The sequence below is a fragment of the Frigoribacterium sp. PhB107 genome, assembly GCF_003751515.1.
Lineage (GTDB): Bacteria > Actinomycetota > Actinomycetes > Actinomycetales > Microbacteriaceae > Frigoribacterium.
Genome location: NZ_RJKU01000003.1, coordinates 134,615 through 153,768, shown reverse-complemented (window position 1 = coordinate 153,768; position 19,154 = coordinate 134,615). Strand labels below are relative to the sequence as shown.

The 19,154-nt window shown below is 73.3% G+C and carries 19 protein-coding genes; 10 read left to right on the top strand and 9 right to left on the bottom strand.

Annotation, left to right across the window (positions count from 1 at the left end):
* Positions 1-112 precede the first annotated feature (112 nt).
* The 3 genes from EDF18_RS14260 (at position 113) to EDF18_RS16410 (ending at position 2,945) form a co-directional block, all read left to right on the top strand.
* Entirely contained in the window at positions 113-400 is a 288-nt protein-coding gene (locus EDF18_RS14260; protein ID WP_043595940.1) for an HU family DNA-binding protein, read from the top strand.
* Between the two features lie 265 nt (positions 401-665).
* A complete protein-coding gene (locus EDF18_RS14255) occupies positions 666-2,645 on the top strand; it encodes a cytochrome c oxidase assembly protein (RefSeq protein ID WP_123548598.1) in 1,980 nt (659 codons plus the stop codon).
* Positions 2,646-2,768: 123 nt separating this feature from the next.
* Positions 2,769-2,945: a hypothetical protein gene (locus EDF18_RS16410; RefSeq protein ID WP_158614695.1), complete on the top strand. Its 177-nt coding sequence runs from the start codon at positions 2,769-2,771 to the stop codon at positions 2,943-2,945.
* Between the two features lie 166 nt (positions 2,946-3,111).
* Here EDF18_RS16410 and EDF18_RS14250 read toward each other — a convergent pair whose 3' ends face one another.
* A complete protein-coding gene (locus EDF18_RS14250) occupies positions 3,112-3,804 on the bottom strand; it encodes an SDR family NAD(P)-dependent oxidoreductase (RefSeq protein WP_123548487.1) in 693 nt (230 codons plus the stop codon).
* A 101-nt stretch (positions 3,805-3,905) separates the two neighbouring features.
* Between EDF18_RS14250 and EDF18_RS14245 the strand changes: the two genes are divergently transcribed.
* Positions 3,906-4,886 (top strand): helix-turn-helix transcriptional regulator, encoded by a 981-nt coding sequence (locus EDF18_RS14245; RefSeq protein ID WP_123548486.1) that lies wholly within the window; start codon positions 3,906-3,908, stop codon positions 4,884-4,886.
* Between the two features lie 189 nt (positions 4,887-5,075).
* On the opposite strand, the gene EDF18_RS14240 is transcribed toward EDF18_RS14245, so the two are convergent.
* Both EDF18_RS14240 and EDF18_RS14235 read right to left on the bottom strand, forming a co-directional pair.
* A complete protein-coding gene (locus EDF18_RS14240) occupies positions 5,076-6,125 on the bottom strand; it encodes an LLM class flavin-dependent oxidoreductase (protein ID WP_123548485.1) in 1,050 nt (349 codons plus the stop codon).
* A 145-nt stretch (positions 6,126-6,270) separates the two neighbouring features.
* Positions 6,271-6,930: an HD domain-containing protein gene (locus EDF18_RS14235; protein WP_123548484.1), complete on the bottom strand. Its 660-nt coding sequence runs from the start codon at positions 6,928-6,930 to the stop codon at positions 6,271-6,273.
* Between the two features lie 97 nt (positions 6,931-7,027).
* Between EDF18_RS14235 and EDF18_RS14230 the strand changes: the two genes are divergently transcribed.
* Entirely contained in the window at positions 7,028-8,014 is a 987-nt protein-coding gene (locus EDF18_RS14230) for a GlxA family transcriptional regulator (RefSeq protein WP_123548597.1), read from the top strand.
* 99 nt (positions 8,015-8,113) lie between these two features.
* Here the strand turns inward: EDF18_RS14230 and EDF18_RS16405 are convergent, their stop codons facing one another.
* The 3 genes from EDF18_RS16405 to EDF18_RS14210 all read right to left on the bottom strand — a co-directional run bounded on the left by EDF18_RS16405 (position 8,114) and on the right by EDF18_RS14210 (position 10,935).
* The gene (locus EDF18_RS16405; protein ID WP_158614694.1) at positions 8,114-9,178 is read right to left on the bottom strand and encodes a phosphotransferase; all 1,065 of its coding nucleotides are present in this window, start codon (positions 9,176-9,178) and stop codon (positions 8,114-8,116) included.
* A 20-nt stretch (positions 9,179-9,198) separates the two neighbouring features.
* A complete protein-coding gene (locus EDF18_RS14215) occupies positions 9,199-9,426 on the bottom strand; it encodes a hypothetical protein (RefSeq protein ID WP_123548481.1) in 228 nt (75 codons plus the stop codon).
* 174 nt (positions 9,427-9,600) lie between these two features.
* Positions 9,601-10,935: an acyl-CoA dehydrogenase gene (locus tag EDF18_RS14210; protein WP_123548480.1), complete on the bottom strand. Its 1,335-nt coding sequence runs from the start codon at positions 10,933-10,935 to the stop codon at positions 9,601-9,603.
* A 194-nt stretch (positions 10,936-11,129) separates the two neighbouring features.
* Between EDF18_RS14210 and EDF18_RS14205 the strand changes: the two genes are divergently transcribed.
* From EDF18_RS14205 to EDF18_RS14195, 3 genes are read left to right on the top strand one after another with little or no spacing between them, the layout of a single operon-like run.
* Entirely contained in the window at positions 11,130-12,170 is a 1,041-nt protein-coding gene (locus EDF18_RS14205) for a MetQ/NlpA family ABC transporter substrate-binding protein (protein ID WP_123548479.1), read from the top strand.
* The gene (locus EDF18_RS14200; RefSeq protein WP_123548478.1) at positions 12,167-13,204 is read left to right on the top strand and encodes a methionine ABC transporter ATP-binding protein; all 1,038 of its coding nucleotides are present in this window, start codon (positions 12,167-12,169) and stop codon (positions 13,202-13,204) included. The genes EDF18_RS14205 and EDF18_RS14200 overlap by 4 nt, the downstream gene beginning before the upstream one ends.
* Positions 13,197-13,874 carry a methionine ABC transporter permease gene (locus EDF18_RS14195; RefSeq protein WP_233569182.1) on the top strand — a complete coding sequence of 226 codons (678 nt, stop codon included), beginning with the start codon at positions 13,197-13,199 and terminating at the stop codon, positions 13,872-13,874. Before EDF18_RS14200 ends, EDF18_RS14195 begins: the two co-directional genes overlap by 8 nt.
* 21 nt (positions 13,875-13,895) lie before the next feature.
* Here EDF18_RS14195 and EDF18_RS14190 read toward each other — a convergent pair whose 3' ends face one another.
* On the bottom strand, positions 13,896-15,614 hold the full coding sequence (locus EDF18_RS14190) for an AarF/ABC1/UbiB kinase family protein (RefSeq protein WP_123548595.1): 1,719 nt from the start codon (positions 15,612-15,614) through the stop codon (positions 13,896-13,898).
* An 80-nt stretch (positions 15,615-15,694) separates the two neighbouring features.
* Positions 15,695-16,228, bottom strand: a complete 534-nt coding sequence (locus EDF18_RS14185) for a PadR family transcriptional regulator (RefSeq protein ID WP_228506932.1) — start codon at positions 16,226-16,228, stop codon at positions 15,695-15,697.
* Positions 16,229-16,526: 298 nt separating this feature from the next.
* On the opposite strand from EDF18_RS14185, the gene EDF18_RS14180 reads away from it, so the two are divergent.
* The gene (locus EDF18_RS14180; RefSeq protein WP_123548477.1) at positions 16,527-17,522 is read left to right on the top strand and encodes an NADP-dependent oxidoreductase; all 996 of its coding nucleotides are present in this window, start codon (positions 16,527-16,529) and stop codon (positions 17,520-17,522) included.
* 1 nt (position 17,523) lies between these two features.
* Here the strand turns inward: EDF18_RS14180 and EDF18_RS14175 are convergent, their stop codons facing one another.
* Positions 17,524-18,126 (bottom strand): TetR/AcrR family transcriptional regulator, encoded by a 603-nt coding sequence (locus EDF18_RS14175; RefSeq protein ID WP_123548476.1) that lies wholly within the window; start codon positions 18,124-18,126, stop codon positions 17,524-17,526.
* Between the two features lie 109 nt (positions 18,127-18,235).
* On the opposite strand from EDF18_RS14175, the gene EDF18_RS14170 reads away from it, so the two are divergent.
* Positions 18,236-18,946 (top strand): SDR family oxidoreductase, encoded by a 711-nt coding sequence (locus EDF18_RS14170; RefSeq protein ID WP_123548475.1) that lies wholly within the window; start codon positions 18,236-18,238, stop codon positions 18,944-18,946.
* Positions 18,947-19,154: the final 208 nt, after the last annotated feature.

Here is a 19,154-nt window from a genome sequence, read left to right as displayed (position 1 = left end):
CCCCGGGGCTGAGCTACACGGGCGGAGGGCCCTCGGCCCTGCCGCCTGATCCGAACAGGCACGGTGAACGCCGTGCCATGTCTCACCGAACGAAGTCCGAGGAGGACACCACATGGCTGACAAGTCACTGAACCGCACCGAGCTCGTCGCAGCTGTCGCTTCCGAGTCCGGCCAGAGCCAGGCCGCCGTCAGCGGCGTCGTCGACGCTTTCTTCTCCGTCGTGTCGAAGTCGGTCGCCGACGGCACGAAGGTCACCATCCCCGGATGGATCGCCTTCGAGAAGACGCACCGCGCCGCTCGCACGGGTCGCAACCCGCAGACGGGCGAGGCCCTCGAGATCGCCGCGAGCGACTCGGTCAAGGTCAGCGCCGGCAGCAAGCTCAAGGCTGCGGTCAAGTAGTCCTCCGCTTCTCACGAAGCACCCGGGAGAGGGCGGCGACTTCGGTCGCCGCCCTCTCTCGCGTTCCCGGGCCCGTGCGGCCGGACCGCTGACCATCTGCACGGATCAGGAAGTTGCGAGCCGCGGTGCCTGAACTGTGCACGGATCAGGACTCCGCCTCCCCCCGTTGCGCGACTCAGGAGCGATCTTCCTGAATGAGGACGAGGTCGCTCGGCGGCGAGCGGACCGCTCCCGCTCCCAGTCGGGGCGACCTAGCATGGGACCGATGCCCAGACTCTCCCGCACGGCCGGGCCCGCACTGCTCGTGGTCGTCGCGTTCGCGGCCCTCGTCGCCGCCCTGAAGTTCGGCGGCGCCGCCGACGCGCCGCTCGTCGTCGACCCCGGGCAGGTCGTGCGCTACGGACTGCCGATGGCCAAGATGCTGGGCAACATCGGCGCTGCCGTCACGATCGGCACGCTGTTCCTCACCTGCTTCGCCCTGTCGCGCGACCGGCCCGAGTTCGAGCGAGCCATGGACATCGCCGCCGGCGCGGCCGGGTTCTGGACCGTCGCCTCTGCCGCCACCAGCTTCTTCACGTTCCTCAGCGTCGCCAACGTGCCCGTCACCCTGGACGAGCAGTTCGGCCGGACGCTCGCGTTCTTCCTCACCGACACCGAGCTGGGCCGCGCCTGGCTCATCACGACCCTGATCGCGGCGGCGGTCACCGTGCTCAGCTTCGTGCTGCGGAACATCTGGGCCCTCGTCGCCCTCACCGTGCTCGCGGGCGGCGGGCTCATCCCCCTGGCCCAGCAGGGTCACGCCGCGGGCTCGAGCGGCCACGACGCGGCCGTCACCGACCTCGCGCTGCACCTCGAGGGCGCCTCCGTCTGGCTCGGCGGGCTCGTCGCGCTCGTGCTGCTGCGGAGCACGCTCGAGAAGGGCCGCATCGGCGTCGTGCTGGCGCGGTACTCGACCCTCGCGATCATCTGCTTCGTCGTCGTGGCCGTCTCGGGCGTCGGCAGTGCGGCGCTGCGCATCGGCGACTGGGCGGCGCTGTCGACGGGCTACGGCGTGCTCGTGCTGGTGAAGACCTTCGCCCTGGTCGCGCTCGGGCTGTTCGGCGTCGTGCAGCGGCAGTACCTGGTCAGGCGCATGGAGACGCAGCCGGCCAGGACAGCCCGGTTCTTCTGGTGGTTCGTCACGGCCGAGCTGGCCTTCATGGGGCTGGCCTCCGGCGTCGCGTCCGCGCTCGCCCGCACCGCGACCCCGGTCGAGGAGGTGGCGGCCAGCGACCTCGCCGCCCCGACCCCCGCCGAGATCCTCACGGAGGAGGCGCTGCCGCGGGAGCTCACACCGATCCGCTACCTGACGGAGTGGAACGTCGACCTGCTCTGGGCCCTCGTCTGCGCCTTCGGGATCTTCTTCTACATCGCGGGCGTCGTGCGCCTTCGCCGTCGCGGCGACAGCTGGTCGCTCGGCCGCACGGCCTCGTGGGTCGCCGGGCTGCTCGTGCTCTTCTACGTGACGAGCGGCGCCCCGAACGTCTACGAGCCGTACCTCTTCAGCGCGCACATGCTGTCGCACATGGTGCTCGGCATGGTGATCCCGCTGCTGCTGGTGCCGGGTGCGCCGGCCACGCTCGCCCTGCGCGCCATCCGCAAGCGGACCGACGGCACCCGGGGACCGCGCGAGTGGATCATGATCCTCGTGCACTCGGGCTACGCGCACGTGATCAGCAACCCGATCGTCGCCGCCGTGCTCTTCGCCGGGTCGCTCTTCGTCTTCTACTACACGTCGCTCTTCAGCTGGGCGACGACGACGCACCTCGGCCATTACTGGATGATCGTGCACTTCCTGATCGTCGGGTACCTCTTCGTGCAGTCGATGATCGGCATCGACCCCGTCAAGGGGCGCCTGCCGTACCCGATGCGGCTCGTCGTGCTGCTGGCGACCATGGGGTTCCACGCGTTCTTCGGCATCGGCATCATGACGGCGACCGGGTTGTTCCTGGCCGACTGGTACGGCGCCATGGGACGCACCTGGGGGCCGACCCCGATGCAGGACCAGTACGCCGCCGGCGGCATCGCCTGGAGCGTCGGCGAGATCCCGACCGTCACGATGGCGATCATCGTCGCGATCATGTGGAGCCGCAGCGACGGCCGCGAAGCCAAGCGCAAGGACCGCCAGGCCGACCGCGACGGCGACGCCGAGCTGACCGCCTACAACGAGCAGCTCGGGGCGCTGGCGCGGAGCGACCGGGGCTGAGCCGCGGCGCGCCTGGGCTGCGCCCCGAGCGAGGGGCGCTCGCTCTGGGGGTCGTGCGGGAGGCGCGGGGCGGCTTGGATCGGACGCGGGCGTCACGAGGCGCCCCGACCGGGAGGACGCCCCATGGCCAGCACGATCGCACGCACTCAGCTCGGGGTCGTCGTGCTCGGCATCGCCGCCGCGACCCTCTTCGGGGGCACCCTGCCGCACCGCGACGCGGGCGAGTCCGCCGCGCCGCAGCCGCAGCAGCAGCAGTCGGCCTCGGACACGACTCAGGCCACCGACGCAGGCTCGCGCTAGCGCCGAAGCGAGGGGCTCCCGCACCGACCGTCCCGCCGAGCTCGACCGAGCTCGACCGAGCTCGAAGGCGAAGCCTGGGCGGTCGGGCCCGAGGCACGGGCCCCGGCACGCCGCCGAGAGCCGAGCGCCCGGGCGGTGGCAACCAGCCGATCTGCCCCGCGACCGCCTAGAACGGCGCGACGCCGCTGCGGTCGATGAACGTGCCCGTGGGCCCGTCCGCCCCCTGCGTCGCCAGCTCGACGATCGCGTCGGTGCCCTCGGTGACGGTCTGGTGGCCGCTGTTGCCGTTGAGGTCGGTCGCCGTGTAGCCGGGGTCGGCCGCGTTGACCCGGATGCCCGGCAGCGCCTTGGCGTACTGGACGGTGAGCATCGTCACGGCCGACTTCGACGCCGTGTAGAGCGGCGCCACCACGGTCGACTCGATGCGGTCGGGGTCGTGCACCGCGGTGAACGAGCCGAGCCCGCTCGTCACGTTGACGATGGCGGGCGCCGAGGACGCGCGGAGCAGGGGGAGGAACGCGTGCGTCGTGCGGACGATGCCGGCGACGTTGGTGTCGAGGACGAGCAGCGCGTCGGCGCCCGTCAGGTCGGCGGGGTCGGCGTGCGACCCCGTGATGCCCGCGTTGTTGACGAGGACGTCGAGCCCGCCCGCGGCCCCGACGAGCTCGGCGGCCGCGGCGACCGAGGCGTCGTCGGTGACGTCGAGCTGCACGAAGCGCGCGCCGAGCTCGTCGGCGGCCTGCTGCCCGCGCGACGCGTCACGCGCCGCCATCCAGACGGTGTGGCCCTCGGCCAGCAGGCGGCGGGCGGTCTCGAGCCCGAGGCCCTTGTTGGATCCGGTGATGAGTGTCGTGGTCATGGGTCGAGTCTGCGCGCCGCCGCCGACGCGCGCGTGGCCCGCCCCGGCAGGAGGACTGCCAGTACCAGGCAGCACCTCCCTGGGGAGGAGAGGATGAGCGCATGCCTGCACAGGACGACCAGCTCGGCTGGCTGCTGAAGACCTGGCGCGCCCGCCTCGCCCCCTCCGACGCCGGCCTGCCCGCCGGGGGCCCGCGTCGCGCCGTCGGCCTCCGCCGCGAGGAGCTCGCCGCCCTCGCTGGGCTCTCGGTCGACTACGTCGTCCGGCTCGAGCAGGGCCGCGCCCGGCACCCGTCCGACCAGGTCGCCACCGCTCTCGCCCGCGCCCTGCAGCTCGACGACGCCGAGCGCGACCACCTGTTCCGCAGCGCGGGCCTGCTGCCCCCGACGTCGGCCGTCGTGTCACGGCACATCCCCCCGGGCGTGCAACGGCTCGTGGCACGGCTGCGCGAGACTCCCGTCGCGGTCTTCAGCGCCTCCTGGGACCTGCTCACCTGGAGCCCGCTCTGGGGGCGCCTGCTCGGCGACCCCGAGGGCTGGCCGGCGGGCGAGCGGAACATCGTCGTCCGGGCGTTCCGCGACGCCCGTCGCGAGGCCGACCCGGCTGCCGCCGCGGCGGAGGACAGGACACGGACGAGCGCAGGAGGCGCGGACACGGCGGTGCGGACCCGTCACCTCGACGGGTCGGGCGGCGCCCGCTTCCGGGCCGCCCTCGTCTCCGACCTGCGCCGGGCGCTCGTCGACCACCCGACCGACCCCCGCCTGCGCGCGCTCGTCGACGGGCTGCTCGCCTCCGAGCCGGCGTTCGCCGAGCTCTGGGCCCGGGGCGCGGTCGGCGTGCACGAGTCCTCGCGCAAGGTGATGGACCACCCTCTGGTCGGCCCGCTCGAGCTCGACTGCGACGTGTTCACCGTGCCGGGCAGCGAGCTCGCGATCGTCGCGTACACCGCCGCCGAAGGCACGCCTGCGGCCGCGGCCCTCGACTTCCTGCGGGTCGGAGCCGTGGGCGCCGTGGGGGTCTCCGGCGACGTGTGCGAGACGCCCGACGCGACCGCCGCCTCCTCGTCGCTCTCGGCGCCCTAGGCACAGCGCGGACTGCGAATGCCGACCGGGGAGCCCGCAATAGTGGCATTTCCGGTCGTAGAACGCCATGTCGAGGCCTGACGGTCGGCATCCGCGGCCACGGGGTCGAGACCGGGCGGGCAGCAGAGCGCCCGGCCGCGTGCGAGGTGCGACGGGGCCGGGCGCAGGGTCCGAGGAGGCGCGGGTCCGCTAGGCCAGCATCTCGCGGACCAGCGGCACCACCTTCGTGCCGTACAGCTCGATGCTGCGCATCATCTCCGCGTGCGGCAGGCGGCCCATGCTGTAGCGCATGTCGAAGCGCGTGGCCCCGAGCAGCGCCATGTTCTGCGCGATCTTCGCGGCCACCGTCTCGGGCGAGCCGACGTAGAGGGCGCCCTGCGGGCCCGCGCTCTGCTCGTACTGCGCGCGCGAGTAGGGCGGCCAGCCGCGCTCGCTGCCGAGCTGGTTCGTCTGCGCCTCCTGGTACGGGAACAGCACCTCCTTCGCCTCGGCGTCGGTCTCGAGCACGAAGCCGGGCGAGTGCATCGCGATGGGCTGCGACTCCTTGCCGAACTCGCCGAGGGCACGGCGGTAGAGGTCCGCGTAGGGCGCGAACTGGGCGGGCTGGCCGCCGATGATCGCGAGGAAGAGGGGCAGGCCGTAGTGGGCTGCACGGATGACCGACTGCGGCGATCCGCCGACGCCGACCCAGGTCTTCAGCGTGCCGCTCTCGGGACGCGGGTAGACCCACTGATCGCTGAGGGAGCCGCGCTTGGTGCCCTGCCAGGTGACGGGCTCGTCCTTGAGGAGCTCGGCGAAGAGCTGGATCTTCTCCTCGAAGAGCACCTCGTAGTCCTGCAGGTCCAGGCCGAAGAGCGGGAACGACTCGGTGAACGAGCCACGCCCGAGGATGACCTCGGCACGCCCGTTCGACAGCGCGTCGACCGTCGCGAAGCGCTCGTAGACGCGGACGGGGTCGTCCGAGCTGAGGACCGTCACGGCCGAGCCCAGACGGATCCTCTCGGTGCGGGCCGCGATCGCCGCGAGGACGACCTCGGGCGCGCTCACCGCGAAGTCGACGCGGTGGTGCTCGCCGACGCCGATGAAGTCGAGGCCGACCTGGTCGGCGAGCACGGCCTGCTCGACGAGGTCGCGGATCGACTGGGCGTGCGAGACGAGCTCGCCGGCGCCGTCGACGCCGGCCGGACGCTCGGTGACGTCGCCGAAGGTGTCGAGTCCGAACTCGAGGGGGTGTGCCATGGGGTGCGCTCCGATCCGCTGCGTTTCATGCGTGTGCATGATCTTACGGGATGAACCGTGACCGGCGGCTGGGCATTCCGCGGCACGCGGGGACGGAGCCGGCCGGGCCGCCGCGACCGCGGGCGCCGCTCAGGCGCTCAGGCGCTCAGGCGCTCAGCGGACGGTCGAGCGGGTTCGCCGCGATGCGCCCGGGCATGCCGCCCCGCACCGTGCGGCCCGCCTGGCTGCTGGGCTTGCGCTCGGCCTGGTCGCCGATCGCCGCGGCGAACTCGGCGGCGAAGCCGAGCCGAGGGACGGCCCCGACCAGGGAGGCGACGAACGCCGCGTCCCAGTCCGCACCTCCTGTGCCGCTCACGTCGAGGCTGGTCGCCCGTTCGAGCAGGTGCGCCTCGGGATCGAGCGCGACGTCGACCGACGTCCACATGTGCCGCTCGACCACCTCGGCCAGGCGCCGCTGACGAGCCTCGGGCCAGCCGGCTCCGGCGGCGAAGACGCGGGCGACGGCTCCCCCGGCGTGCTCGAAGTCGACGGCGTGCGCGTCGAACGACGGTACGAGGCCGAGGTCGTGCAGCAGCGACGCGACCCAGAGCAGCTCGGCGTCGAACTGCACGGACTCGCTGCGGCCGAGCTCGGAGGCGAGCGCCCACGAGCGCACGCTGTGGCCCAGCAGGGCAGGGCTTTCGTGGGCTGCGGCGACCTCCCGGGCGCGGGCGGCGACGTCGGTGGGCGGGACGAGGAGGCGCGCGACGGCAGCCGAGGAGGCGGTCGGAGACGAGGACGAGGGCGCGGGCGGGATGGACGACATGCCCCCGAACCTACGAGTGGACGCTGGCCTCGACCAGTGGCAGGATCGCCAACGAACACGTCAGCACTGCCAGATGCCGGGAGGCACCGTGGACCGCATGAAGGTCGTCACCCTCGTCGCCGACGGCGTCGCCCCTTTCGAGTTCGGCGTGCTCTGCGAGGTCTTCGGCCTCGACCGCAGCGCCGACGGCGGCCCGTCGTTCGAGCACCGCGTCGTCACCGAGCGCCCGGGCGTCGTGGCCACGAACCAGGGCTTCGGCATCACCGTCCCCGACGGCCTCGAGGCGGCGGCCGACGCCGACGTGGTCTGCGTCCCGGCGCTCGGAAGCTACGGGGCCGACGGCACGCTCTCGCCGGCGGTGCGCGACCTGCTCGTGGCCGCCGAGGCCCGCGGCGCCTGGCTGATCAGCGTCTGCAGCGGCGCCTTCGTGCTCGCCGACGCCGGGATCCTCGAGGGCCGTCGCGCCACCACCCACTGGATGTACGCCGAGCGGCTGCAGCGCGAGCACCCCGGCACGACCGTCGACCCCGACGTGCTCTTCGTCGAGGACAGGAAGGTCATCACGAGCGCCGGCACCGCCGCCGGCATCGACGCGTGCCTGCACTTCGTCCGTCGTGTCGCCGGGGCCGCCGCCGCGAACGTCGTCGCCCGCCGCATGGTCGTGCCCGCGCACCGCGTCGCCGGCCAGAGCCAGTTCATCGAGACGCCGCTGCCGAAGGAGGCCGACGCCTCGCTGACTCCCCTCACCGACTGGATGCTCGCGCACCTCGGCGAGGAGCAGACCGTCGAGGCCCTCGCCGCGCGGGCCCACATGTCGCAGCGCACCTTCGCCCGCCGGTTCAAGGCCGAGCTGGGCACGACGCCGGCCGCCTGGCTGACGAGGCAGCGCCTCCTGCGGGCCCAGCACCTGCTCGAGGTGACCGGCCTCGGGCTCGACGCCGTCGCCGGGCAGGCCGGGTTCGGGTCGGCCGCCGTGCTGCGGCACCACTTCACGCGGGTGCTCGGGACGACGCCGCGCGCGTACCGGGCGACGTTCCGCGGGGCGGACGCGGCCGACACGGCTGACACGGCCGACGCCGCCTGAGGAGCGCTGCGCTGCTGAGTGGTCAGGAAGTGTCGCTGGCACGCCCCAGGACGACAGTTCCTGACCACTCGACGGTCGGAGGACCGGGCGACCGGGCTGTCAGCGCAGGCAGCGGGCGATCGCTCGCCGCGCCTCCTCGACCTCGCGGGCGAGCCGGTCGGGCCGGCGCTCGAGGGCCCAGCGGACCAGGTCGAGGTGGTGCAGCAAGGCGAGCCGTCGCAGGGTCGGCAGGGCGTCGTCGAGGTCGACCCCGACGCCGTCCGCGAAGCGCCGCAGCTCGTCGACCGTGACGAGGTCTTCGAGGGCGCTCCAGCGGTGCACGCGGTCGAGCTCGAGCCACGGCACGGGGCCCGTCCGCGCCGTGCCCCAGTCGATCAGCACGGGGTCGTCGGCCCCACGGGGCACGAGGTTGCGGGGTGCGAGGTCGCCGTGCACGAGTCCGTGCCGCCACCCTGCGCTCTCGACCTCGAGCTGCTCGAGGGCAGCTCGCAGCGGACCGCGCTGCTGCTCCGTGTAGACACCGAGGCCGAGGAGGCGGTCGCCGGGCACCAGGGAGTCGAGGCCGTACCGCAGGTGGCGGCGCCAGGCCTCCGGCAGGTCGCGGCCGAAGCGGGTGAGGAGCGCGTCGGGCACGCGGGCGTCGCCGTCTGCGGGCCCGCCCGCCGTCGCAGGGTCGAGCGGCACCTCGGCGAGCGTCGCCGCGAGGCGGCCGAGGTCGTGCCACGGGTCGCGGTCGGAGTCGATCGAGGTGACGTGCTCGACGATCATGAGGGGCGCCTCCCCGAACTCGGGCTCGCAGGCGAGCACCCGAGGGGTCGGCACTCCGTGGCGCGCAGCGTGCTCGGCGGCCCATCGCTCGGCCGGGTAGGTGTCGGGTGCCGACCCGGTGAGATCGCGAGGCGTGCGCACGACGACGTCCACGCCGTCTCCCCAGATCCGGACGACGTGGGCGTCGACGCCGGGCAGGAGGGCGCCCTGGCGGGTGCCGCGAGCGGGAGAGACGAGCTTCTCGACCGCCAGGGCGGCGAGGGAGACCAGCGATCCCTCGTCCGGATCGGTGTCGGGAGAGGAGTCCGACTCGATGACGGCCGCGGCCTCGTGGCCGTCGTCGTGCGGGTTCTGGTTCTGGTTCTGGTTGTGGTGCTGGTGCTGGTGCTGGTGCACGGGGCCGGCCGTGCCCCGGCTCAGGCCGAGTTCCCGCCGGCGGCCGACCACGACGACCCGCCGGCCTCGCCCCTCGGGCCGGCCTGCTGCCGCTCGGCGTCGGCCTGGGCGCGGACGCCCGCCCCCGGGTCGGACTCGTCGAGCCTGGCGGCCAGCGCACGGTCCCGCCGGTCGCGGAGCACGATCGCGACGGTGGCCGCGACGATGGCGAGCACGATCAGGGCGATGACGACTGTGGCGGTGTTCATGCGGTGTCCCCTCGACGGCGTCCGCCCACGCTACCGACGACCTCCGCCGCCGTCGAGGGCCGACGCCACGCACAGCACCTGTCGGCGCCTGCTCGTCGACCGTGTCGCGCGCTGAACCGGCGGGAAGCGCTCTCACTGCCCACCGGATGAGCACTTCCTGCCGGTTCAGCGGGTCTACGGGGTGCGGACGAGGGCAGCGTGGGCGGCGGCGGGCGCCGCAGGCGTCGTAGGCGCAGCCGCAGCCGCCTGCGGCCCCGTGCGGAACGGCGTCCCGTTGAGGCGGCGGTCGCCCAGCGCCCGCTCGCGGTGGATCGCGGGGTTGTGCGACGCGATGGTGCGGGCGTTCCGCCAGTGCCGGTCGAGGGCCCGGTCGGCGTCCACGGCGGAGGCGCCTCCCACCTCGAACAGGGCGGTCGCGGCCTCGAGGACGAGCGGCAGCACGACCTGCTGGGCCTCGAAGACCGTGGCCAGCGCCTCCTGGTAGTCGTCGGCCGCGGCGGAGGCACCGTCCGGAGCAGACGCGTCGACGGAGGCCGCCGCAGACGCGGCCGCCGAGGCACGCGCGTCGGCAGCCTCCAGCGCCCGCACCGCGGACAGCGTCACCGCCTCGACCGCCGACGCGATGCTCGACAGCCGGCCGACGACGCCCTGCACGAGCGGGTCCTCGCGCGGCAGCGACACCCCCGCGACGCCGAAGGTGCGGGTGCGGGGCCGGACGAAGTCGACGGCGTCGCGCAGCACCGCCCGGGCGATCCCCGTCTCGGCCGCGAGGAGCACGAGCTGGTACAGCGCCTGCGTGTAGGCGAGCGGGCGGCGCTCGGCGTTGTCGCTCCAGGGCAGCACCTGGGCCGGGTCGACCGTGACGTCGTCGAAGATCGTCGTGCCGCTGCCGGTGAGGCGCTGGCCGAAGCCGCCCCAGTCGTCGAGGCGCGTGACGCCCGGCGCGTCGGCGCGCACGGCCAGCGCGACGGGCTCGTCGCCGCGGAGCGCCCCGACCCAGATCCAGTCGGCGTAGAGGGTGCCCGTGCTGTAGAACTTGCGTCCGTCGAGCCGGAGCCGGCCGTCGACCTCCGTCAGCCGCGTCGTCACGGCGGTCGCGTCGCCGCGCTCGGCCTGCGCGTTGCCGACGAGCACGTCGCCGGCCGCCAGCCGCTCGAGCCACTCGGTGCGCAGCGGCCCGTCCGGCTGCGCCCGCTGCGTCTCGACGAACGCGACGTGCCCGCGCAGCAGCTGCGGCAGGTTCGAGTCGGCCTCGCCGAGGCGCACGAGGAGGCGGAACTCCTGCTCGAGGGACGCTCCCCAGCCGCCGTCCTCGACCGTCACCCGCAGCGCGCCGAAGCCGGCCCGGCGCAGCAGGTCGACCTCGTCGACGGGGAGGCGGCGGCCGCGCTCCCGGGCGACCGCGCCCGCCGCGATCTCGTCGACCAAGGGGCCGAACACCGCCTCGATGCGGTCGTCGAGGTGGCGCGTGCCGGGGCCGGCCGTGGGGTCGCTCGTGCTGTCGGTCATGCGCTCCTTTGTGTCATGCCCGCGCCTCCTGCGACAGGGCCGACGACACATGAAGAAACGTCACGACACATGTCGAAAGAGAGCTCGCGGCGGCCTCCGACGCCGTGGCAGGGTCGGCAGCCATCACCCCGGCACCGGCCACAGCGTCCGGCCCGCCGTCCACAGCACACCGCCCGCCACCCCGAGGAGTCCCCGTGTCCGATCACGACGCACCGCAGTCCACGCCCGCCGCCGACCCGCCCGCCGGCGCTCCCGCCGGGCTCCGCGCCTCCCTCGACGACTCGCGCCGCAAGCGTCGCCGCGGCCTGCTCACCGGGCTCGGCGTGGTCGTCGCCGCGGCCCTCGTCGGCGGCGGCTTCTGGGCCGGCTCGGCCACCGCGGGAGCCGGCGACGGCGCCCAGGCGGCGACCGGCGGAGCCGCGGGAGGCGGCGGCGACCGGATCAGCGTGAAGATCGCCGGCAGCGGCGAGAGCGACCTGCAGGACGCCGTCAAGACGGTCGCCGCCGAGGAGGGCCTGGACGTCACCTGGGTCAACTTCGACGACTGGACCCTGCCCAACTCGGCCCTCGTGGCCGGCGAGGTCGACGCGAACGCGTTCCAGCACACGGCGTTCCTCAGCGCGTACAACGTCGCCAACGACACCGACCTGACGCCGGTCTTCTCGACCACCATCACGCAGTGGGGCGTCTTCTCCGCGACGGTCGACGACCTCGACGACCTCGACCAGGGCGCCCGCATCGCGATCCCCGACGACGCGTCGAACGGCGCCCGCGCGCTGTTCATCCTGCAGGCCGCCGGGCTGATCGAGCTCGGCCCGGACGTCGGCGTCTACCCGACCGTCGACGACGTCGTGTCGAACGACCTCGGCCTCGAGTTCGTGCCGATCGGCGCGACGACGATCCCCACGCAGTTCGACGACCCCAGCCTCGACGCGGTCGTGGTCGGCACCTCCTACTTCGACCCGTCGCAGCAGATCGACGCCGAGGACGCGCTCTACCTCGACGACTCGCTCAGCGACGAGTCGCGGCCCTACGTCAACGCGGTCGTGACCCGGGCCGACGACGCCGACGACGAGGCCTGGACGAGGCTGGCCGACGCCTACGCCGACCCGCGCGTCGCCGCTGCCCTCGAGGAGGAGTCGTTCGGCAACACGGTGCTCGTCGACGTCTCGGCGGCCGACCTGCGCAGCACCCTCGCCGACCTCGAGACCGCCGCGCGCGAGCTGACCTCGTGACCGCGGACCCGGTCGTCTCGTTCGAGCACGTCTCGAAGTCTTACACGGTGCAGGGGCGCCGGTTCGACGCCCTCCGCGACGTCAGCCTGGAGGTGGCGCGCGGCGAGGTCTTCGGCATCGTCGGCTGGTCCGGGGCAGGCAAGTCGACGCTGTTGCGCACCGTGAACGCCCTCGAGCGGCCGACGAGCGGCCGGGTCGTCGTCGACGGCCGCGAGGTCTCGGCGCTCCGCGGCAAGGAGCTCTACGCGGCCCGCCGCCGCATCGGCATGATCTTCCAGCAGTTCAACCTGCTCTCGTCGCGCACCGTCTACGGGAACGTCGCCTACCCGCTGCGCCTCTCGGGCCTCTCCCGCGACGAGACCGTCGACCGGGTCGAGGAGCTGCTCGACTTCGTCGGGCTCAGCGAGAAGGCGCTCGAGTACCCGGCGAAGCTGTCGGGCGGCCAGAAGCAGCGCGTCGGCATCGCCCGCGCGCTGGCGAACCGCCCCGACGTGCTCATCTCGGACGAGGCGACGAGCGCCCTCGACCCGCAGACCACCGGCGAGGTGCTCGACCTGCTGCGCCGCGTCAACGACGAGTACGGCCTGTCGATCCTGCTCGTCACCCACGAGATGGACGTCATCCGCGAGCTCGCCGACAGCGTCGCCGTGATGCAGGGCGGCGAGGTCGTCGAGACCGGCTCCGTCTACGACCTGTTCGCCGATCCGCAGCACCCCACGTCGCGACGGTTCGTGTCGTCCGTGCTGCACCACGAGGCGACGTCCGGCGTGCTCGAGCGCATCCGCAGGGTGCACACGGGACGCATCGTGCGCCTCCACGTCGAGGACCGCGAGTCGAACGACCCGTTCCTCTCCCGCGTCGCGCGCACCCACGGCGTCGACTTCAACGTCGTCTACGGCGGCGTCAGCGAGCTGCAGTCCCGGCTGTTCGGCGACCTCACGGTCGAGCTGCTCGGCGACGACGCGGCGATCGACGCGGCCGTGGTCGACCTGCGCCGCACCACGAGCGTGACGGAGGTGGTCGCCGGTGCGTGACATCGAGCCGGCCGTGCTCTGGCCGAAGATCTGGACCGCCCTGCTGCAGACCCTGCAGATGGTGACGGTGTCGTTCGTGCTGGCGACCGTGCTCGGCGTCGTGCTCGGCCTGGTGCTCTACTCGACCCGGCGCGGCAACCTGCTGCAGAACGCGGCGGTCTTCACGACGCTGAACGCGGTCATCAACGTGATCAGGCCGATCCCGTTCATCATCCTGATCGTCGCCATCTCGCCCCTGACCCGCGTCGTGATCGGCACGAGCATCGGCACCGGCGCCGCGATCTTCGCGCTGACCATCGTGGCGACCTTCTCGATCGCGCGCATCGCCGAGACCAACCTCGTCGCGGTCGACCGCGGATCGGTGGAGGCGGGCGCCGCGATGGGCGCGTCGCCCCTGCGGGTGCTCGTCACCATCGTCGTGCCGGAGGCGCTCGGCCCCCTCGTGCTCGGCCTCACCTACATCTTCGTCGCCCTGGTCGACGCGACCGCGGTCGCCGGCCTCGTCGGGGGCGGCGGGCTCGGAAACCTCGCCATCACCTACGGCTACCAGCGCTTCGACACGTTCGTGATGGTGACCGTGATCGTGCTGATCATCGTGCTGGTGCAGGTGGCGCAGCTGCTCGGCAACGTGGTCGCCCGGAAGGTGCTGCACGAGACCGCGACCGCCTAGCCCTGCAGGAGGCGCCGCCTCCTACCCGGGGAGGCGCCCGGCCAGCAGGGCGTACAGCAGCGGCACCGCGGACGCGACCATCAGCACGGTGCCGAGCACGTCGCCGTCGGCCCGCAGCACCGCTCCCGCGATCAGCAGGCCGCCGAACAGGACTGCGGCCAGCACCCGCCGGGCCGTGCGCTCGATGCGGCCGAGCTGCCGCTCGATGCGGGGGCTGCCGACCTCGAGCGTGCCGTCCTCGAGACGGCCGACGAGATGGTCGAGCCGACCGGGCAGTCGGGCGGCGACCCCGACCGCGTCGGCCGCTCGCCGGGCGACGTCCTGCACGGCGTTGCCGCGCTCGTCGCGCACGAGCCGTGCCGCGTAGGGCTCGACCGAGTCCCAGAGGTTGAAGACCGGGTCGAGGGCGCTGGCCACGCCGGAGGTGAGGGTCACCGCCCGCAGGACGAGCAGGAAGTCCTCGGGCAGCTGGAACGGCAGCGACCGGATCAGGTCGCCGAACTGCCCGGCGAACTCGCGGTACTCGCGCGGGTCGACCTCGCGCAGCTCGGCGAAGCCCATGCCGCCGAAGCGGGCGAACGTGGCGGTGACGGCACGCTCGAGGCCGACCGTGTCGGCGGTCGGGAGGAGCACCCCGAGGTCGCGCATCGCGTTCACCATGCCGCTGCCGTCGCGCGACGCGGCCGCGATGAGCAGCTGACGGAGGCCGTTCCGGGTGCCGGTGGGCACCTCCCCCATCATCCCGAAGTCGATGAAGGTGAGCCGCCACGGGCGCTCGCCCTCGGCGGCCTCGGCGCTGCCGCTCGGCTCGACGGGGGTGACGAAGATGTTGCCGGGGTGCGGGTCGGCGTGGAAGAAGCCGTTGCCGAAGAGCTGGTCGAACATGACCGCGGCGAAGACCGGGGCGACCTCGACCGGGTCGATGCCGGCGGCGCGGAGGCCCTCGGCGTCGGTGATCTTGATCGCCGAGACGTCCTCGAGCACGAGGACACGGCGGGTGGAGCGCTCCCAGACGACGTCGGGCACGCCGACGCGGTCGTCGTCGGCGAAGTCCGCGGCGAAGCGGGCCGAGTTCGCGGCCTCGTGGAGGTAGTCGATCTCCTCGAGGCTGGTGCGGGCGAACTCCTCGACGAGGGCAGGGGCGTCGACGCGGTCGGAGACGAGCCGGACGTGGCTCAGCCAGCCGCCGACCTTGCGGAGCGCGGCGAGGTCGACGTCGACGATGCGGTCGATGCCGGGGCGCTGCACCTTGAGCACCACGTCGCGGAGCCCGGTGTCGGCCGAGTCGACCGGGCCGAGGACGGCGCGGTGCGCCCTGCCGAGGGAGGCGGCCGCGATCGGCTCAGGGGACACGGAGGCGAAGACCCGGTCGAGCGACATGCCCAGCTCGGCCTCGGCGAGCGCCCGGATCTCGGGGAAGGGCACGGGCGTGACCTCGTCCTGCAGCCCCTCCAGCTCTTTCGTGATCTCGGGCGGGAGCACGTCGAGGCGCGACGACAGATACTGGCCGACCTTGATCATCAAGCCGCCGAGGTCGAGCGCGAGGCCGTGGAAGCCACGGGCGAAGCGCTGCATCCGTCGGGCGCGGGTGCGCTCGGCGACCCAGCGGAGCCCGAACCGGGGCAGCACGAGCTCGAACCACCACGTCACCGCGAGGTGGCGGGACGCGAACCGCAGGATGCGGCGGTACCGGGCGCGGCCGGCGCGGTCGCGCACCGCGGGGTCGCGGTCACGTGCCACGGAGCGGCGGTCGCGCTCCGCGGAGCCGCGGTCTCCTGCCGCGGAGCTGGCCTCGTCGGGACGGGGCGACGCCACCCGCGTCAGTCTCGAGCGAGGATCGAGTAGATGCGCCGACGTGCCTCGTCGAGGACCGCCACCGCCTCGTCGACCTGTGCGGAGGTGCCGGTGCGGCCGATCTGGGCGGTCGCGCGGGCGAGCTCGACGCCGGCCTTGGGCAGGGCGGTGCGACGGTCGCCGGAGGAGCGCGGGGCGGCCCACGGGTCGGAGGGGTCGACGCCGGCGGCGGCGCGGCCCGAGTCGGTGAGCGACCAGACCTTGCGGCCGTCGGTCTCCTCGGCGACGATCAGGCCCTCGTCGGCGAGCAGCTGCAGCGTCGGGTAGACGGAGCCGGCGCTGGGCTTCCAGTCGCCGCCGCTGCGCTCGTCGATCTCGTGGATGATCTGGTAGCCGTGCATCGGCCGCTCGCCGAGCAGGGCGAGGATCGCCGCGCGGACCTCGCCGCGCGGGGCACGGGCGCCGTCACGACGGTCGAAGGTGGAGCGGAGCTGGTCCATGGCCTGCCACATCCCGTCGAGGTCCATGCCGAAGGTGCCGGGTGTGCGCGAGGTGCCCATGATGATCTCCTGTCGAGGGTCGAGCGATGCCCGAACGATATACCTCGGGCCTCGGCGGGAGCGGGGCTGGCGCCCAGGGTCGGCGAGCGTGCGCGTCCGTGCCGCGTCCGCGCCGCGTCCGCGCGCCGAGTGGTCGGTTCTGGTCGGTGCCGACGCCCCGAAGCCGTCCTGGGGCTAGCCGGGCGCGTGGGGCACGTCGAGCAGACGTGTTGACAATCGAAGTGAGCGTGCTCATTATTGAGTCAAGTCGACTTCGATGATCGACGCAGCGAACCACCGAGCATCAGGAGTCAGCACCGTGCGAGCCTTCGTCTTCGACGCGTACAGGAAGCCGCTGCACGAGGCCGACGTGCCCGAGCCGACCGTGGGCGACCACGACGTGCTCGTCCAGGTCGCCGCAGCGGGCCTGAACCACCTCGACGCGAAGATCCGCGAGGGCGAGTTCAGGCTGATCCTCCCGTACGAGGCGCCCCTGACCCTCGGGCACGACCTCGCCGGCACGGTGATCGAGGTCGGCGGCTCGGTCCGCAGCCTCAAGCCCGGCGACGCCGTCTTCGCCCGCCCCCGCGACCACCGCATCGGCACCTTCGCCGAGCGCATCGCCGTCGCCGAGTCCGACGTCGCCCTCGCCCCGACCTCGATCAGCACCGTCGAGGCCGCGTCGCTGCCGCTCGTCGCGCTGACGGCCTGGCAGGCCCTCGTCGAGCGCGGGAACGTGCAGCCCGGGCAGAAGGTGCTGATCCACGCGGGCGCCGGCGGGGTCGGCACCATCGCGATCCAGCTCGCGAAGCACCTCGGCGCGCACGTCGCGACCACCGCCTCCTCGTCGAACGCCGAGTTCCTCAGCGAGCTCGGCGCCGACGTCGTCGTCGACCACCGCACCCAGGACTTCGAGGAGGAGCTGTCCGGCTACGACCTCGTGCTCGACAGCCTCGGCGGCGAGAACCTCGCGAAGTCGCTCCGCGTGCTCCGCCCCGGCGGCCTCGCGATCGGCATCCAGGGCCCGCCCACCCCCGCATTCGCGAAGGCCGCCGGCCTGAACCCGGTCGTGCGCCTCGCGATCGCCGGGCTGAGCCGGAAGGTGCGCGCCCAGGCGAAGAGGCTCGGGGTCAGCTACGAGTTCCTCTTCATGCGCGCCGACGGCGACCAGCTCCGCGAGATCGCCGCGCTCGTCGACGCGGGCGCTATCCGCCCGGTCGTCGGCGCGACCCACCCGTTCGCCGAGACGGCAGCCGCCCTCGACGACCTCGGGAAGACCCGCATCCGAGGCAAGGCCGTCGTCACCCTCCCGTAGGTCAGCGCGGCAGGACGACCTCGAGCTGGCGGCGCACCCCCGCGACGATCTCGTCGTCGGGGACGGACTCGTCGACCGCCGACGACATCGCGAGCATCATCACCGCCGACACCACGTGCGCGAGCGCGGCCGCGTCGGAGGGCGTCGCCGAGGTGAGGCGCTCCACGATCCCGGCCACCGCCTCCTCGGTCCTGGCCACGATCGCGAGCGCCTCCGCGTGGTGCGGCTCCGTCGCGTCGCCGAACGCCATCTCGCGGAGGTACGTGCGGCCGTTCTCGACCTGGGCCCGGTTGCAGTGCACGATCGGCTCGAGGACGGCGACGACAGCGTCGAGCGCCGTCGAGGCGGCCGAGGAGGCGCGGATCCCCTCGTCGAGGGACCGCGCGTACGCCGCGTTCTGCGCCAGCAGCAGCAGCTCGCCCTTCGTGCGGGCGTAGAGGAACAGCGTGCCGGCGCCGACGTCGGCCGCCTCGGCGATCTGCTGCGTCGTCACCTCGTCGACGCCGTGCCGGGAGAACAGGTCGGACGCGGCGCGCGTGATGCGCTCGAGCTTCTCCTGCTTGTTGCGCTCGCGCCGGCCGGGCGGCGGGGCTGACGGCGTCATTCGGATCTCCCGGAATAGAAACTGACTGAACTCAATTATGACATGAGTCACCTACGGCGACTCGACCACGAGCCGCCTCATCCTCGCACCACCCCCGGAAGGAACACCCATGACCGACATCACCGGCTCCGTCGTCCTCGTCACCGGAGCGAACGGGGGCATCGGCACCCGCTTCGTCGAGGCCGCCCTCGCCCGCGGCGCCGCCAAGGTCTACGCCACCGCCCGCACCCCGCGCACCTGGGAGGACGACCGCGTCGTGCCCCTCACCCTCGACGTCACCGACGCCTCCTCGATCGCGGCCGTCGTCGAGGCCGCGCCCGACGTGACGATCCTCGTCAACAACGCCGGCGCGAACGCGCCCACGCCGGGCATCCTCAGCCACACCGACGACGAGATCCGCGCGAACGTCGAGACCAACTTCCTCGGACCGCTGTTCCTCGCCCGGGCCTACGCGCCCCTCCTCTCGGCCCACGGCGGCGGCACCGCGATCATCGACATCCACTCCGCCCTCTCCTGGTACGCCGTCGCCGGCGTCTACTCCGCGACGAAGGCCGCGCTCTGGTCGGCCACCAACTCGCTGCGCCTCGAGCTGCAGCCCGCGGGCGTGCAGGTCGTCGGCGTCCACGTCGGCTACGTCGACACCGCCATGGCCGCCGGCGTCACCGACGCCAAGACCGACCCGGCCGCGCTCGTCGCCGACGTCCTCGACGCCCTCCAGGCCGGCGAGCACGAGGTGCTCGCGGACGAGACCTCTCGCCAGGTGAAGGCGGCGCTCTCGGCACCGCTCGAGGCGCTCTACCCGCAGCTCGCGAAGGCCTGATCCAGGGAGTCGGGGGGCTCGGGTCCTGACTCGTGCACGACTCAGGACTGCGGGTCCCCCCGGTGCGCGGATCAGGACAGATGTTCCTGAATGAGGAGAGCGAGGACGCCAGGAGGCGGGCGTCGAGCCGGGTGGCCTAGACTGCGGTCCGACAGTTCGTCTGGCCACGCTCTCTGTGGTCGACGCGACCACGCCAGTGGACGCAACG

Excerpts from the sequence above, each read along its gene's own strand:
- EDF18_RS14175 (WP_123548476.1), bottom strand. The coding sequence starts at position 18,126 with ATGACGCCGTCAGCCCCGCCGCCCGGCCGGCGCGAGCGCAACAAGCAG.
- EDF18_RS14215 (WP_123548481.1), bottom strand. The coding sequence starts at position 9,426 with ATGAACACCGCCACAGTCGTCATCGCCCTGATCGTGCTCGCCATCGTC.
- EDF18_RS14250 (WP_123548487.1), bottom strand. The coding sequence starts at position 3,804 with ATGACCACGACACTCATCACCGGATCCAACAAGGGCCTCGGGCTCGAG.
- EDF18_RS14210 (WP_123548480.1), bottom strand. The coding sequence starts at position 10,935 with ATGACCGACAGCACGAGCGACCCCACGGCCGGCCCCGGCACGCGCCAC.
- EDF18_RS14235 (WP_123548484.1), bottom strand. The coding sequence starts at position 6,930 with ATGTCGTCCATCCCGCCCGCGCCCTCGTCCTCGTCTCCGACCGCCTCC.
- EDF18_RS14230 (WP_123548597.1), top strand. The coding sequence starts at position 7,028 with ATGAAGGTCGTCACCCTCGTCGCCGACGGCGTCGCCCCTTTCGAGTTC.
- EDF18_RS14240 (WP_123548485.1), bottom strand. The coding sequence starts at position 6,125 with ATGGCACACCCCCTCGAGTTCGGACTCGACACCTTCGGCGACGTCACC.
- EDF18_RS14170 (WP_123548475.1), top strand. The coding sequence starts at position 18,236 with ATGACCGACATCACCGGCTCCGTCGTCCTCGTCACCGGAGCGAACGGG.
- EDF18_RS14245 (WP_123548486.1), top strand. The coding sequence starts at position 3,906 with ATGCCTGCACAGGACGACCAGCTCGGCTGGCTGCTGAAGACCTGGCGC.
- EDF18_RS16410 (WP_158614695.1), top strand. The coding sequence starts at position 2,769 with ATGGCCAGCACGATCGCACGCACTCAGCTCGGGGTCGTCGTGCTCGGC.
- EDF18_RS14255 (WP_123548598.1), top strand. The coding sequence starts at position 666 with ATGCCCAGACTCTCCCGCACGGCCGGGCCCGCACTGCTCGTGGTCGTC.
- EDF18_RS14260 (WP_043595940.1), top strand. The coding sequence starts at position 113 with ATGGCTGACAAGTCACTGAACCGCACCGAGCTCGTCGCAGCTGTCGCT.
- EDF18_RS14185 (WP_228506932.1), bottom strand. The coding sequence starts at position 16,228 with ATGGGCACCTCGCGCACACCCGGCACCTTCGGCATGGACCTCGACGGG.